Origin of the sequence: Pseudoalteromonas sp. 13-15, assembly GCF_001468205.2 — a bacterium.
Classification (GTDB): Bacteria; Pseudomonadota; Gammaproteobacteria; order Enterobacterales; family Alteromonadaceae; genus Pseudoalteromonas; species Pseudoalteromonas marina.
In genome coordinates this window covers 2,649,513-2,663,526 of record NZ_CP019162.1, presented here as the reverse complement: position 1 = coordinate 2,663,526, position 14,014 = coordinate 2,649,513, and the positions used below count along the sequence as shown (strand labels likewise).

General features: G+C 40.7%; 14 protein-coding genes. 8 read left to right on the top strand and 6 right to left on the bottom strand.

Going from position 1 to position 14,014, the window contains the following annotated elements:
* Window positions 1–133: 133 nt before the first annotated feature.
* From greB to ATS72_RS12355, 4 genes are all read left to right on the top strand, one after another.
* On the top strand, window positions 134–616 hold the full coding sequence (gene greB, locus ATS72_RS12370) for a transcription elongation factor GreB (RefSeq protein ID WP_058430126.1): 483 nt from the start codon (window positions 134–136) through the stop codon (window positions 614–616).
* Between the two features lie 110 nt (window positions 617–726).
* The gene (locus ATS72_RS12365) at window positions 727–1,032 is read left to right on the top strand and encodes a hypothetical protein (RefSeq protein WP_058430153.1); all 306 of its coding nucleotides are present in this window, start codon (window positions 727–729) and stop codon (window positions 1,030–1,032) included.
* Window positions 1,033–1,084: 52 nt separating this feature from the next.
* Entirely contained in the window at window positions 1,085–1,666 is a 582-nt protein-coding gene (locus ATS72_RS12360) for a CBS domain-containing protein (RefSeq protein ID WP_058430125.1), read from the top strand.
* A gap of 166 nt (window positions 1,667–1,832) precedes the next feature.
* Window positions 1,833–4,157 (top strand): Tex family protein, encoded by a 2,325-nt coding sequence (locus tag ATS72_RS12355; RefSeq protein ID WP_058430124.1) that lies wholly within the window; start codon window positions 1,833–1,835, stop codon window positions 4,155–4,157.
* A 154-nt stretch (window positions 4,158–4,311) separates the two neighbouring features.
* On the opposite strand, the gene ATS72_RS12350 is transcribed toward ATS72_RS12355, so the two are convergent.
* The 3 genes from ATS72_RS12350 to bioH form a co-directional block, all read right to left on the bottom strand.
* A complete protein-coding gene (locus ATS72_RS12350) occupies window positions 4,312–5,163 on the bottom strand; it encodes a putative metalloprotease CJM1_0395 family protein (protein ID WP_058430123.1) in 852 nt (283 codons plus the stop codon).
* A 4-nt stretch (window positions 5,164–5,167) separates the two neighbouring features.
* Complete coding sequence (locus ATS72_RS12345) at window positions 5,168–5,476, bottom strand: hypothetical protein (RefSeq protein ID WP_006793799.1); 309 nt, start codon at window positions 5,474–5,476, stop codon at window positions 5,168–5,170.
* An 89-nt stretch (window positions 5,477–5,565) separates the two neighbouring features.
* A complete protein-coding gene (gene bioH, locus ATS72_RS12340) occupies window positions 5,566–6,306 on the bottom strand; it encodes a pimeloyl-ACP methyl ester esterase BioH (protein ID WP_058430122.1) in 741 nt (246 codons plus the stop codon).
* 74 nt (window positions 6,307–6,380) lie between these two features.
* Here bioH and ATS72_RS12335 point away from each other — a divergent pair, with 74 nt between their 5' ends.
* Entirely contained in the window at window positions 6,381–7,055 is a 675-nt protein-coding gene (locus ATS72_RS12335; RefSeq protein ID WP_006793797.1) for a ComF family protein, read from the top strand.
* A gap of 10 nt (window positions 7,056–7,065) precedes the next feature.
* On the opposite strand, the gene ATS72_RS12330 is transcribed toward ATS72_RS12335, so the two are convergent.
* Complete coding sequence (locus ATS72_RS12330) at window positions 7,066–9,615, bottom strand: M14 metallopeptidase family protein (protein ID WP_058430152.1); 2,550 nt, start codon at window positions 9,613–9,615, stop codon at window positions 7,066–7,068.
* Between the two features lie 148 nt (window positions 9,616–9,763).
* On the opposite strand from ATS72_RS12330, the gene nfuA reads away from it, so the two are divergent.
* Both nfuA and ATS72_RS12320 read left to right on the top strand, forming a co-directional pair.
* Window positions 9,764–10,339, top strand: a complete 576-nt coding sequence (gene nfuA, locus ATS72_RS12325) for a Fe-S biogenesis protein NfuA (protein ID WP_006793795.1) — start codon at window positions 9,764–9,766, stop codon at window positions 10,337–10,339.
* A gap of 9 nt (window positions 10,340–10,348) precedes the next feature.
* Entirely contained in the window at window positions 10,349–10,618 is a 270-nt protein-coding gene (locus tag ATS72_RS12320) for a hypothetical protein (RefSeq protein WP_006793794.1), read from the top strand.
* Window positions 10,619–10,621: 3 nt separating this feature from the next.
* Here ATS72_RS12320 and ATS72_RS12315 read toward each other — a convergent pair whose 3' ends face one another.
* Window positions 10,622–11,893, bottom strand: coding sequence for an MATE family efflux transporter (locus ATS72_RS12315; RefSeq protein ID WP_058430151.1), 1,272 nt, complete (start codon window positions 11,891–11,893; stop codon window positions 10,622–10,624).
* Window positions 11,894–11,935: 42 nt separating this feature from the next.
* Between ATS72_RS12315 and ATS72_RS12310 the strand changes: the two genes are divergently transcribed.
* Window positions 11,936–12,961, top strand: coding sequence for a polysaccharide deacetylase family protein (locus ATS72_RS12310; RefSeq protein WP_058430121.1), 1,026 nt, complete (start codon window positions 11,936–11,938; stop codon window positions 12,959–12,961).
* 15 nt (window positions 12,962–12,976) lie between these two features.
* On the opposite strand, the gene ATS72_RS12305 is transcribed toward ATS72_RS12310, so the two are convergent.
* On the bottom strand, window positions 12,977–14,011 hold the full coding sequence (locus tag ATS72_RS12305; RefSeq protein WP_058430120.1) for a protein-glutamate methylesterase/protein-glutamine glutaminase: 1,035 nt from the start codon (window positions 14,009–14,011) through the stop codon (window positions 12,977–12,979).
* Window positions 14,012–14,014 lie beyond the last annotated feature (3 nt).

The following is a 14,014-nucleotide window of genomic DNA, read 5'->3' as shown; positions in this document are numbered from 1 at the left end:
AAAACTAATTAAAGCCTTAGATTGTTACTGAACATTTCAAACAACAATAATGGCTGCTTTAAACACTTTAAGCTCGACAAATTTTTCTAAGTTTATTACCGTGCCCATCATTGAAGCTAATAATTAAAAGTCGATGAAAACAAATTTAATTACCCGTGAAGGCTACTTGCAACTACAACAAGAACACGATCACCTGTGGAATGTAAAACGCCCTGAAGTAACAAAAATAGTCAGCTGGGCAGCAAGCTTAGGCGATCGCTCTGAAAATGCCGACTATCAATATAATAAGCGACTGCTGCGCCAAATAGACCGACGTGTTCGCTATTTGCGAAAGCGTATTCCCGATTTAAATATTATTGATTACTCCCCCGTGCAAGACGGAAAAGTATTTTTTGGTGCGTGGGTCGAAATAGAAAATGAGCAAGGCGACATAAAAAAGTTCAGAATTGTGGGCCCAGACGAAATTTATGACCGAAAAGACTATATTTCTATCGACTCACCCATGGCCCGGGCGCTTATTAAAAAACAAGTCGATGACGATTTTGAAGTAATGACACCGCAGGGAAAAAAAGAGTGGTACATAAACTCAATTGAGTATCAAAAAACGACTAAGTAGCATTTGATTCAGATCATATTAACTTTTGATTGTTTAAATTATCGCATTAGGCTATATATAAATAGCTCGCACATAATTTTAATGTGGGATTAGCAAAGGTTGTAATGGTTATGTCAAACGTAGTACAGCGCATATTTAGTAATGCCGTATTGTTTGCACTTTTTATGAGTGTGAGTTTGACTTTGCATGCCACCAACCAAAACACCAACCTTGAACACCCAACCGTTTTAAATAATTTAATTGCCTTAGATATTCCCGATCAGGCAACTCCTGACTTTGACGAAGATTCATTTGTTGATGTCACTTCCCTTAAGGCAGCTCAACCACTCCCTAAAGGCGCTCACTCTTTTTACAAGAGTTCATCTTTTAGCAGACCGTTTAGCACTGCGTACCAACGTGGACCCCCTGTTATTTAATTTAATTTATTACTTTCAATTTAATTAAATTTTTAACTAATAGGTGGATATTATGTCTAACTTTAAAGAATTACGTACCCAAAATATCTCTCATGGTGTTATTGCAAAATCATTTGCTGACAATCAACCGTTAATCGATTTGGCCTCACCCGCTTTAAAAATGGTGAATAACTTTACGCAAAAAACACCTGTTCGAGCACAGCACGAAACAACAATTGCTGAGGCCCTAAAACAAACGAGCAGCCAGCAGTCTGACTTTGTATTAGTAATGGATGACGACCACAAGCTAATAGGTATTGTTTCAAGTGCTGATTTACAAAGTGCTAAAATTACTATTATTGCTCAACGTTTAAATACACCGCGAAATGAAGTGAGCCTTCGCCATGTAATGACCCCAATAAACCAGCTAATGGGTGTCAGCATGCAAAGCTTAAGTTATGCCTGTGTGGGCGATGCTTTGCAAACAATGGAGCATCAAGGGACGATGTTTTTATTAGTAACAACAGCCAATAACGAAATATGTGGATTAATTTCAGCTCGCCAAATTGCTAAAACATTGCATATTCCGCTGCATATTAGCCCAATTGCCACTTCGTTTAGCGACGTACTAGAAAGCGTAGACCACCCTCATTAGAGGCTGTTTTATCGCTTAACTGTCTCAACCAAAGCAACCGTCTTAAAGCAAGTTAAATAGCTTGCTTTAAGAGCTTTTTATTACAACTTCATGTGATATTATTCAAGCAATTAGCCGACCCAGATATTTATTTCTGGTCTTATTTTTTGTTTAAAAAGGTTTTTGCATGAGCGATATCTCTGCACGTTTAGCCAGTGAGCTAAATGCACAACAACAACAAGTTGTTGCTGCAACAAAATTACTTGATGAAGGCGCAACTGTTCCCTTTATTGCCCGCTACAGAAAAGAAGTCACCGGCGGTTTAGATGACACTCAATTGCGCTTGCTAGAGCAGCGTTTATCTTACCTTCGAGAACTTGAAGAGCGTCGTAGCTTTATTTTGTCGACTATCGAATCTCAAAAGAAGCTCACCGCAGAGCTCAAAGCCGATATCACTAGCGCGCAAAGTAAAACAGAACTCGAAGATTTATATCTTCCATATAAAGCAAAACGCCGCACCAAAGGCCAAATAGCTATAGAAGCAGGCATAAAGCCCCTAGCCGATGCGTTATTTACCGACGCGAGTTTAAATCCTGAGCAACACGCGGAGCAGTACATTAATGCTGATAAAGGCTTTGATGACACAAAAGCCGTGCTTGATGGTGCTAAATTTATTTTAATGGAGCGTTTTGCCGAAGATGCAAAATTACTCGCTAAATTAAGAAGTCACATAAGCCAAAACGGTGCAATACAAAGCACGGTAATTAAAGGTCAAGAACAAGCGGGCACTAAATATCGCGATTACTTCGATCATCAGGAGCTACTTACTAAAGTACCTTCTCATCGTGCATTAGCTATGCTGCGAGCTCGCAACGAAGGCATACTTCAATTAAATGTAAACCCAGAGCCAAGTTCTGAAAACCCTGCTCAACTTTGTGCAAATATGATTGCACAGCACTACCGCTTAAATATTACCGACCAAACAGCGAGTGCTTGGCTTTTAAGCGTGGTGCAATGGGCTTGGAAAATTAAGCTAGGTTTACACTTAGAAAACGAATTTTTTGCAGCCATGCGCGAAAAAGCAGAAGCAGGCGCTATTGATGTATTTGCTAAAAACTTAAAAGACTTACTAATGGCGGCACCTGCAGGTCCACGCACAACACTTGGTCTTGATCCCGGTTTACGTACCGGTTGTAAAATTGCTGTTGTAGACAGCACAGGTAAACTGCTAACTACGCAAACTATTTTCCCTCATGCCCCGCAAAACCATTGGGATAAATCACTGCGTACATTAGAGCAACTTTGCCGCCAACACAAAGTAGAACTTATTGCCATTGGTAACGGTACAGCGTCGCGCGAGTCAGACAAATTGGTTGCTGAGCTAATGAAAGCAAATACCGAGTTAAAACTTAATAAAATTATGGTGAGCGAAGCTGGCGCGTCGGTTTACTCAGCATCTGAATTTGCAGCTAACGAATTTCCTGACTTAGATGTGTCATTACGTGGCGCGGTATCGATTGCACGTCGCTTGCAGGATCCGCTTGCTGAACTTGTTAAAATAGAGCCTAAATCAATTGGTGTAGGGCAATATCAACACGATGTGTCGCAAAGCCAACTCGGACAAACACTTACAGCCGTTGTTGAAGACTGTGTAAACTCGGTAGGTGTTGATTTAAATATGGCGTCGGTTCCTTTACTTACACGCGTATCAGGATTAAACAAAACCTTAGCGCAAAACATTGTAAATTACCGCGATTCCAATGGATCATTTACAAAACGTAGTGAGCTAAAAAAAGTAGAACGCTTAGGGCCAAAAGCATTTGAACAAGCTGCTGGTTTCTTACGAATTAACAATGGCAGCGACCCACTTGATAACTCATCAGTTCACCCTGAAGCCTACCCTGTTGTTAAGCAAATTTGCGAAAAAAACAACGCAGAAGTAACCACATTAATTGGTAACAGCGAATTTTTAAACAAGCTCGTTGCTAACGACTACACCAACGAAAAATTTGGTTTACCTACGGTTACCGATATTATTACTGAGCTTGATAAGCCGGGTCGCGATCCACGTCCAGAGTTTAAAACGGCTGAGTTTAAAGCAGGTGTAGAGAAAATAAGTGACCTAAAACCAGGTATGATTTTAGAGGGTGTTGTATCGAATGTTGCTAACTTTGGTGCGTTTGTAGATGTAGGTGTTCACCAAGATGGGTTAGTGCATATTTCGGCGATTACGAATAAGTTTATATCTGATCCTCGCGAAGTAGTTAAAGCGGGCGACATTGTAAAAGTTAAAGTAGTGGAGGTTGATGCTTCGCGTAAACGTATTAGCTTTACCATGCGTTTAAACGACGAAATAGACACCAGCAACAAGCCAGCCCCTGCTGCACAAAAACAACAGACGCGCACTAACAATGCGCAACCAAAAGCTGCTAAACCTAAACGTGATAGCGGTAATGCGGTTATGGGTAACGCGTTTGCCGATGCATTTGCGAATGCCAAAGTAAAAAAATAGCAGGCCATATAGCTTGTTTAGCTTTTAAGTAAAAATCGGAAAGCGCTCTACGCTTTAAAATAAAAAACCGCGAAAGCGGTTTTTTTTATTCAAATCAGTAAGCATTAAAAGCAATTTATTGAGGAGAGTTTAATATTCGGAGTTCAGGCTATTGCTAAGAGATTGCTGAAAAACCACTTTGTGTGGATGGCGAAGTTGCCATTTGATAAAAATTAGCAATTCGTCCTGCGCGTGCTTCCACGTCTGCATCTCGTGTTTGCTCTTCACTTTCTGCCGTTTTAGTTTCTTGAGCTTCACTGCTTGTGAATGACGCTTTACTATTGCTTTCAGCGCTGTCGTCTTCCTCATTTTGAGGCGCTGCAAGTTCAGCCTGAGCTGCTACCAGCTTTTGAGTTGCGTCTGCCGCTATTGATCGATCAGCACCCGAAGGCTCCGCTGGAGCTAGGGCTGCAGCTCTAACCGTTTGCATTTTTTCTATGGTTGCTTGGGGATCACCTGGAATTTCAGCAACGTCAATTTGCACCTCGCCGCCCACTGCATAGTTAGTGCCGTCAGGGCCACGTTGATATTCGTAACTTGGCGAACCCGCATATTTACCGCCTACAGAAGCATGCGCTTGTTCGTGAATACGCACTTCAGTATCGCGCGCTTTTAGCTCTTTTATTTGCTGCTGCTCTTGCTCTAAAACTTGCTGTTCTTGTTCAGACTCTTGTTGCTGCGCTTTTTGCTCTTCAGACTCCTCTGGATTCTCGGCGTTTTCATCGTCGCGCGCTTGAACCACTTTTTCGTCAGCTAACTTACCCGACGCGCTATATGTTGTACCTTCATTATTGCCCGGTAATTTAGCTTTTTCAGCATCGCTTTGCGCTTTGGTTTCGGTATTACTTGCGCTATTTGCAGAAGGAGCAGGAATGACTTCCCGCAGTTGATTGTCACGACGAGCGGTTTCCGTATAAACATTAGCTGTGTTTATATTGATTGATGGAAATGGCGTGACAATATTCATTACATTACACTTTAATATCGACTAACGTACCTAGTACGTCATCAGCTGTTTGAATTGTTTGCGCATTAGCTTTAGCGTTAAATTCTTCAACTTTTAGGTTAACAAGTGATTCGTCAATACGCGCAGGCTGAGCAACCGGCGCTGTTACTGCTTCGTCCGGCGTTGCTGCAACTAACTGTCGCTGTTGTGCAAGTTGCGCATCATCTTGCTGTTCTATACTGGCACGGTTGATTTCTGCGCTGGCCTTTTCAATACCTTGGCTTGCACGGTTAAACCCTTCGACACCATTATTAAATACAGATCCGATTGACATGGTAAACCTCCACCACTTAAATATTGTTTAATTATCGCTCAGTTTGTGCGCAAAATAAAGCTTTACGGGACGCAATTATCGTCGCATTTTTAAAGCATTGATTTAACGATAGATAAAAACTCATTTTTGTGAGAAATAAACGGAGCATGAGATGCTTTATCTATTACTTGGTATTCAAACTCAGCATTTAGTACTGACATTTTAGCTATTGCTTTATACGGCACTAATGCATCTAAGCGACCAAATACACCCATAATTTTTACCGGACACGTTGCAAATAAATCGCGTAAATCATCATTTTGTAAAATATCTAAACCGGCGGTTAACGCCTCACTGTTGGGTGCTGAATATTGATTTAGCAATTGTTTAAGCTGCTTTATGTCATCTCTCGCTGACTCACTTCCCATAGCCTGAATAGCCAAAAAGCGTTCAATGGTTTTTTCTCTATGATTAACCAATTGGTCCTTAAACTGAGTTAGTACTTTTTCACTAATTCCCGGCCATTCACCCTGCTCTGCAAAATAAGGTGTCGATGCGACTAAAATAACCTTCGATACTTTTTCAGGCCAATGCTTTGCAATGTATAGAGCAAACAAACCACCTAAAGACCACCCCATTAAAATAGAATGAGGTTTTAACTGTTGGCTTAATTGCATAGCGGCATCATGCAAATTATACGGGGTTGGTAATGTGGTTGCGCTATTACCAAACCCAGGCAAATCAAGGCTACGCACTTCTCCTGTATATAAGTTTTCAAGCTCTGGCTGTATGAGTTGCCAAACGCCTTGATTCATTCCCCAACCATGTAAAAGTACTAACTCTTTTTGCATATTTGCATATTCTTAACCAAACTTAGGCTCATAATAACGTTTAAAAAGATGATTGCAATGGAAGGCACTATCTCATGAAAGGTCTGTTTAACTGGCTGTTCCCGTCGTATTGCGTACAGTGCAAAAGCCCTGTAAGTGCAAGCCTAGGTTTATGCGAATATTGCTTAGAAGATTTAGCATTACTAGATGTAACTAAACACCCAAATTTACTTCACCGACCTGATATTGTTGATATGTTTCCTAACTGCGAATTTGACAGGTTATTTGCTTGCGCTTTTTACCGCCCTCCATTTGAGCAGTGGCTAACCCAACTTAAATTTAGTAACCAAATACATTACAAAAAAGCACTTCAGCAGGTTGTACACAGGCAGCTCAATGCGTTTTTTAAATACAGCACGCAATCTCCTGATCTATTTATAATTTTACCTTTGCATAAAAGCCGGTTTTTAAAGCGAGGTTTTAATCAAGTAAGCCAAGTATGGCACCCTTGTTTGTGCTCTCGCGTTGTTTTAAATAATGCGCTTATTCGTAATAAAAAAACCCATGCGCAATCGCAGCTCACTAAAGCAAAACGTATTAAAAATCTAACCAATGCATTTATATGTACTGAAGATATGAGCGGTAAAACAGTCGCTATTGTTGATGACATTATGACAACCGGCGCAACATTAAATGCCGCAACTCAGGCTTTAAAGAAGGCCGGCGCTAAACAAGTGTGGGCATTCACAACCTGTTTAACGCCAATTTAGTTAATTTATGTTACTGACCACTTGCGCGGAATGTATGGCCTAAAAACAGTGCATTGCTAAGCAATCGACTTGTACCATACCAGTAACCTCTAAATACGGGGTTGTCGGTCATAGCAATAACACTGCCGCGTCCGTACGAATGTGCTATTAAACCAGCGCCTTCAGCTACTTGTTCTACATTTACAGAGTCAGTAAAGCCTGCTAACAACGGGCGTTTTGTGTAGGTTAGTACATTTACAAAAGGGGCATCTGACGCTTCAAGTAACCATGTACTGTTTTTAAATACCGGTAAGGTGTCGCGCGTGAGTGAGAAGGTTAATGGGTGCGTTAAATCCACGCTAGTGTTAAAAATAGCCCCAGCAATACGCTGACGCCCCGCTAGATGATCTTTATCGCCATAGCTTAAGCCTTCAGTTTTGAAAGCACCAGCTAAATCCTGTCGCGATAAATAATTTGCTTTAAGTAGTTGCTGGTCGACTAAAAATTTAGCGCCGCCTTTGTGGCCCCAAATAACACCGCCTTTTCTTACCCAGCTTTTAATCGCTACTTTTTCTGCATCTGTTAAGCTATTGTAATTGCCGTGGGCCAACACAATATGGCTATAATCACTAAGCTCAAGTGAACTTAAACGCGTCATTTCAACAATTGTGGGGGCAACACCTACAAACCTATCTAGGTAATACCACACTTCACCTACTTCGTACTGGCTAGTGCCTTGGCCGCCAATAAGTAAAACCTTGGGGGCTTTAACAACTGCCATAGAGCGTGAACCTAAATCAGCACCTTTACTGGTTAAGCCTGTTGTAATAGGTTTTATGGCAATACCAAATTCACTTTGCGCACTGTTTAACAAAGTAATCCAGTTTTGCTGTGTTTGTAAACCAGCCGGAATAATAATACTCCCTGGCTCAAAATTTATGTCGCCCGCGCTCGATTTTGCCGTTAAGGCGCTCAATGCCACGCGTGCTTTTATACCTTGCTTTAATAATGTATTTAGCATTTTAGGCGCTAAGTAGTCGTCCCATGCAAAACCAAATGCATACGCTGGCTCTAAACTTGTTAGGGGTGCTTTAGGTGCTTTATTCCAAGGAGTATCTGCAACGTCTAGCCCCCAGTTACTTTTTACTTTTGCAAAGGGTAGATTAAATGCGTGCGCTAATGTCCAACCAGATACATCGTAAAATGTATTGTCTGCAAAGTTTTTTTGCTCGCTAAATATCGCTTTAACTAAACGATATTGAGGCTGCGCTAAAGGGACATAATAGCTGTTGGTAGTAAAGTTTATGCCACCTGCTTTTAACGGTTTAGTAAGCTCAAATGTCTTTATTTTATGTTGCTCTAATAGCGCTAAAAAGTCAGTAATTCGGTTGCTGTCTTTTGCACCTTCAACAACATAACCTGCAAAGTTTTCGTCACCTGCAAGCTCTGCTGCTTGATTATAAAATTTAGCTTGGTAGTCAAGCAATGCTTGACGGTTTTCAACCGCCGCTTTAAAGGTAGATAAGCTCGTTAATAACTGATTTTTTATAGTAAATGGAAACGTTAAAGGGCCATTAATGGTCTCTTGTATATGGCCTCGAGAGCTTGCTTGCTCAAACAAAATACCTATACCTCCGTTCACATCTGGGTAAGTTGAACCTTTACCGTAGTAAAAATCGTCAAAGCTTTCTTCTGTAAAATACAGTGCATTATTTTCATCCAATGTTTTGGCATGATAATTAGCAATTGCTTTGGTTAATGTTACGTTTTCAATTGGCGTAATTGGGTGCTTTCTACTTGGAATACCCGGCTGAAAAAAGTAGCTGCTGTTTGGGCCCATTTCATGAAAGTCGGTGAGTACATTTGGTTTCCACTGATGAAATTTTGCAATACGCGCACGCGACTCAGGGTGCTGTAGTAATAGCCAATCTCGGTTTAAGTCAAACCAATAATGATTAGTACGGCTGCTTGGCCAGTTTTCGGTATGCTCACGAGTTTTTGGATCTGACGATAAATTCATGCCGCGGTTACTGTTTGCCCAATTAGCAAAACGTGCAAGTCCGTCGGGGTTTAATGATGGGTCGAGCAAAATAACGGTATTGTTTAGTAGGTTATTTATTTCATCGCCTTGTGCTGCAGCTAAGTAATAAGCCGTTAAAAGCGATGCATTGCTACCCGATGATTCGTTACCGTGCACACTGTAGCCCATCCAAACGACTGCAGGTTCATCGTTTGCTTTTTTGCTGTTATTACCCAAACGAGCCAAGTGCGCTTGGCGTATTTGCTCTATTTGAGTTAATTTATTTGGCGCTGTAACCGTTAGCATTACCAGTGGTCGTTGCTCATGTGTGCGGCCAATTATCTCAAAGTTTATTCTGTCGCTCTTTTGAGCAAGTACTTCCATGTAGCGCACGAGTTGGTCGTGTCTTACATGCCACTCACCTACTTGATAACCCAATACTTCTTCGGGCGTGGGAATGGCTGGGTCGAATACAACATCGTCTTCAAAATAGTATGAAAGCGGTTTTGCTACACTTGAAAAGCTAAGCATTACCACCATTATTGTTATTAATAAACGCATATAGATCACTCTAAAAATGTTTGTTAATTGCACGCTAGCATTGCTTAAAATAGATGCCAACTTTTTACGCTCAACACTAGCCGCAACACGATGAGCGGAGTATGATATGCAGTATCCGAGTAATTTAGTCAGGTATAAAGCCGTTTTTATGATTTCTATTTCCGAAACAGCACAAGCACATTTTGCTAAACTATTAGCAGATCAATCACAACAGACCAATATTCGCGTTTTTGTTGTAAACCCTGGTACATCACAAGCCGAGTGTGGTGTTTCTTATTGTCCAGAAGACGCCGTTGAAGACAACGATATTCGCTTAAATTTTAACGGTTTTGATGCCGTTGTTGATGCTGAAAGTGCTCCTTTTTTAGAAGAAGCTGAAATTGATTTTGTTACCGACAAAATGGGTACTCAGCTAACGCTTAAAGCACCTAATGCAAAAGCACGTAAAATTGGTGATGATGCATCATTAAACGAACGTGTTCAGCACATGCTTGAAACAGAAGTAAACCCACAACTAGCTAACCATGGCGGCCAAGTAAGCCTAGTAGAGATTACAGCTGCTGGCGTTGCAGTACTTCAGTTTGGTGGCGGTTGTAATGGGTGTTCTATGATCGATGTAACGTTAAAAGAAGGCATCGAAAAAGAAATGATTGCTAAGTTTGACGAGATCACAGGTGTTGCAGATATTACTGATCACGAAGCTGGCGAGCACTCTTACTATTAAGCCAAGTAAATGCTAAAGCCTCTTATATACCGCTTAGGGAGCAACCCTAAGCTGAGTTTAAAGCGGTTTTTTCGCGGCGTAGCACTGTTTGTGCTAGCCGTGATTTTTATTTTTGCGGGTTACTATAGTCATTACAGTTTGCAAATTATTGGCGTTTTAATTTTAATACCTGCGCTATTTTTTGCTTTTTGGGGCTACAGTGGCATTTTTGCCAATCGCTTTTCGCAAGTAATAAAAGAAATAGGGCCCAAACATCACGATCCTGATCTGTGGAAATAAACCTTAATCTAGCAGCTGATTATTAGCTTTAAGCGTTTGATATTTTATTATTAATGTAACTCCACGCATTAGCATAAAGCAGCTCATCGCAAGCCATAGCCCATTATTTTGCCAATCATTAAATACCCAAAATACACCAAAAAACCCAATAGCTGCCGATAGCAACACACTATTTCGCATATCTTTAGCGCGCGTTAAACCAACAAATACACCATCAAATAAAAAGCAGCTCATTGCTAATAATGGCAAAGCAATTACCCATGGTAAATATTGCGTAGCCTCATTAATAACCTCAGGTACGTTGGTTAATAGCGTAATTATATAAGCGCCATACACAGCAAAAAACACGCTATAAATCACGCCAAATAATATTCCCCAAAATACACTTATTTTTACCCACAGCTGTATTTTACTTACACTTTGCTGACCTTTAGCTTGGCCTACTTTAGCCTCACTTGCGTAAGCTATGCCATCCAGTGCAAAGCTGACTAACATTAAAAAGTTTAGTAATACTGCGTTCGCTGCAAGGGTTGTTTCGCCAATACGCGCGCCATAAAAAGTCATAAAGCTAAAACACAACTGAAGTATTAAAGAGCGAATGAAAATGTCGCGATTTAAACTCAATAACCCTGCCATTTTTTTAAAGCTAAACCAGTGCGGAGTACTTAACACTACACCTTGTTTTTTTGCGAGTTTAGTCACTAAAAACAGCGCGAAAACCAGCGCAGTATAATCAGCGATTAACGATGCCCATGCCGCGCCTGCTACAGCCCAATCTAAAAAAACAACAAAATAAATATCAAGCACAATATTTACACTATTTGTTACCAACAATAAGTAAAATGGCCCTCGTCCATAATGAACGCCTAACATCCAACCCAATAAAACCAAGTTACATAGTGCCGCTGGCGCGCTAAAAATTCGAATACTAAAATAAGTATAGGCCTCGCTTAGCACGGCATTATTAGCGTCTGATAAAAATGCTATTGCGTGTTTTATTAAAGGAGACATAGCAATAAGAAATAATGCCACTATGCTAGCAAGTAATAGGCTTCGTTTGAGTAAAGCAGCTAATTGGGTTGAGTCATTTTGGCCATAGGCTTGTGCAACCATGCCGGTTGTGCTCATTCTTAAAAAACCCGCGAGCCAAAATAAAATGGAGATAACAGCTGAGCCCAACGCAATACCAGCCAAATAATGAGCACTGCCTAAATGGCCAATGACCGCGGTATCAACTATTCCTAACAGTGGCACGGTGATATTTGATAATATCATTGGTCCTGCTAACAACAGCAAGCTTTTATGGTGTGCTTTATTATGTATAAGAAATTGTTTCATTTAGTTTTATTGACTCTTATTGGGTTATCTTTACGTGCTCATGCTGGTGTTATTTTACAGTACCACCATGTAAGTGAAACCCTGCCGGCGGTCACTAGTGTGAGCGAAGAAACGTTTACAGAGCATCTAAACTATTTAAAAAATAATGATTTTAATGTTATTGCCTTAAATGAACTACTTGATGCTTTAAAACAAGGCCATACCTTACCTGATAAAACCGTCGCCATCACGTTTGATGATGGTTACAACAATAATTATGATCAAGCTGCTCCAATACTCGAAAAGTTTGGCTATCCATACACAATTTTTGTTAACCCTAAACTCATAGACGAAGGTAAACGCTATGTGATGGGGTGGGATAAACTTAAAGAGCTGAGCAAAAAAGGCGCACTTATAAGTAACCACACCGCACAGCATGACTATTTACATGTAAAACTTGACGGTGAAACCAACACGCAATGGAAAGAACGTATCACCCAAGATATTGTTCATTCACAACAACGTATAAAAGATGAAATAGGCCACAACTATAAATATTTAGCTTACCCCTACGGAGAGTTTGATAACGAGCTACAAGCTTTAGTGACAGAGCTTGGCTATATAGGCATTGGCCAGCATTCTGGTGCTCTAAATATACACGCTAACTTTAGTCGATTACCTCGCTTTCCTGCATCTGGCGTTTATAGCGACATAAAAACACTGGCAACCAAATTAAATTCTCAGGCATTTAATATTACTCAATTAAGCTATGAAAATAGCGTAACAACCCAAAACCCACCTGTGTTAACCATTGGGTTTGAAGTTGATGATTTTAACAAGTCTCAACTGGCTTGTTATGTGTCGGGGATTGGCAAAGCAAACTTGAACTGGGTGACTGATAATACGGTAGAGGTAACATCACCTAAAAAACTGAACAAAGGCCGTTCACGCTTTAATTGTACAGCGCCTTCAATTAAAAAACCGAACAGCTATTATTGGTTTTCTCAGCCTTGGGTTATTCAATAAATTTGAGCTTTCTATTTAGTTAGGTTTAACTGCTTGGCTTAATAATCGCTCAGCCATTTTATCAAGTGCAGCCACTTCATTGGCTGCATTTAAATCAATAGCGGCTTTAGGCATTCCCCACACAACTGATGAGTATTCATCTTGCGCTAACGTGTATGCACCGTTTTGCTTCAGTGCTAACAGTCCTTTAGCCCCATCAGCGCCCATCCCTGTAAGTATTGCTGCCACTATATTTTTTGATCCACAATCTACAAGCGAATCAAATAGTACGTCAACGGCTGGTTTATGCCGATTTACAGGCTCACCATCGTCGAGCTGGCAATACAGAGCAATTCCTCGCTTTTTTACGCTTAAATGAAGCCCGCCGGGGGCAATATAAGCCCAACCTGGGCTTAGCTTGTCGCCATGTTGTGCCTCTTTCACACTAATTAAGCATGTTCTATCCATACGCTCAGCAAACGAGGCACTAAATACGGGAGGAATATGCTGAGTAATTACAATAGGAGGGCAATTAACGGGCATTTTTATTAGTACTTCTTTTATTGCCTCGGTACCCCCGGTAGATGCACCAATTGCAATCACTTTATTTAATAAAAATTCAGTCTCTGAACTTATAGGTTTTGTATCGGGTGGCGCTTTTTTAAAGCTGCGTATTCGTGCACCGGCGGCTATTCTTACCTTTTGTTGAACCAGTGACGCATAATGACTCAGCTGGGCTCTTACGTTACTTGTTGGCTTAGCAATAAAATCCACAGCACCTAGCTCTAACGCCTCTAATGTAATGGGCGACCCCTTCTGCGTAAGCGTAGAAATCATAACCACGGGCATAGGCCTTAGGCGCATTAGGTTTTTTAAAAAGCTAATCCCATCCATTTTTGGCATTTCTACGTCTAAGGTAAGTACATCGGGATTAAGTTTTTTGATCATTTCGCGTGCTTGGTATGGATCTTCAGCACAGCCCACTACGTTAATGTCGTTAGCTTGTTGCAGTATTTCTGTAAGCAACCCTCTAATTAAAGGGGAGTCATCGATTATTAATACATTTATCATAGC

Excerpts from the sequence above, each read along its gene's own strand:
- greB (WP_058430126.1), top strand. The coding sequence starts at position 134 with ATGAAAACAAATTTAATTACCCGTGAAGGCTACTTGCAACTACAACAA.
- ATS72_RS12365 (WP_058430153.1), top strand. The coding sequence starts at position 727 with ATGTCAAACGTAGTACAGCGCATATTTAGTAATGCCGTATTGTTTGCA.
- ATS72_RS12360 (WP_058430125.1), top strand. The coding sequence starts at position 1,085 with ATGTCTAACTTTAAAGAATTACGTACCCAAAATATCTCTCATGGTGTT.
- ATS72_RS12355 (WP_058430124.1), top strand. The coding sequence starts at position 1,833 with ATGAGCGATATCTCTGCACGTTTAGCCAGTGAGCTAAATGCACAACAA.
- ATS72_RS12350 (WP_058430123.1), bottom strand. The coding sequence starts at position 5,163 with ATGAATATTGTCACGCCATTTCCATCAATCAATATAAACACAGCTAAT.
- ATS72_RS12345 (WP_006793799.1), bottom strand. The coding sequence starts at position 5,476 with ATGTCAATCGGATCTGTATTTAATAATGGTGTCGAAGGGTTTAACCGT.
- bioH (WP_058430122.1), bottom strand. The coding sequence starts at position 6,306 with ATGCAAAAAGAGTTAGTACTTTTACATGGTTGGGGAATGAATCAAGGC.
- ATS72_RS12335 (WP_006793797.1), top strand. The coding sequence starts at position 6,381 with ATGAAAGGTCTGTTTAACTGGCTGTTCCCGTCGTATTGCGTACAGTGC.
- ATS72_RS12330 (WP_058430152.1), bottom strand. The coding sequence starts at position 9,615 with ATGCGTTTATTAATAACAATAATGGTGGTAATGCTTAGCTTTTCAAGT.
- nfuA (WP_006793795.1), top strand. The coding sequence starts at position 9,764 with ATGATTTCTATTTCCGAAACAGCACAAGCACATTTTGCTAAACTATTA.
- ATS72_RS12320 (WP_006793794.1), top strand. The coding sequence starts at position 10,349 with ATGCTAAAGCCTCTTATATACCGCTTAGGGAGCAACCCTAAGCTGAGT.
- ATS72_RS12315 (WP_058430151.1), bottom strand. The coding sequence starts at position 11,893 with ATGATATTATCAAATATCACCGTGCCACTGTTAGGAATAGTTGATACC.
- ATS72_RS12310 (WP_058430121.1), top strand. The coding sequence starts at position 11,936 with ATGTATAAGAAATTGTTTCATTTAGTTTTATTGACTCTTATTGGGTTA.
- ATS72_RS12305 (WP_058430120.1), bottom strand. The coding sequence starts at position 14,011 with ATGATAAATGTATTAATAATCGATGACTCCCCTTTAATTAGAGGGTTG.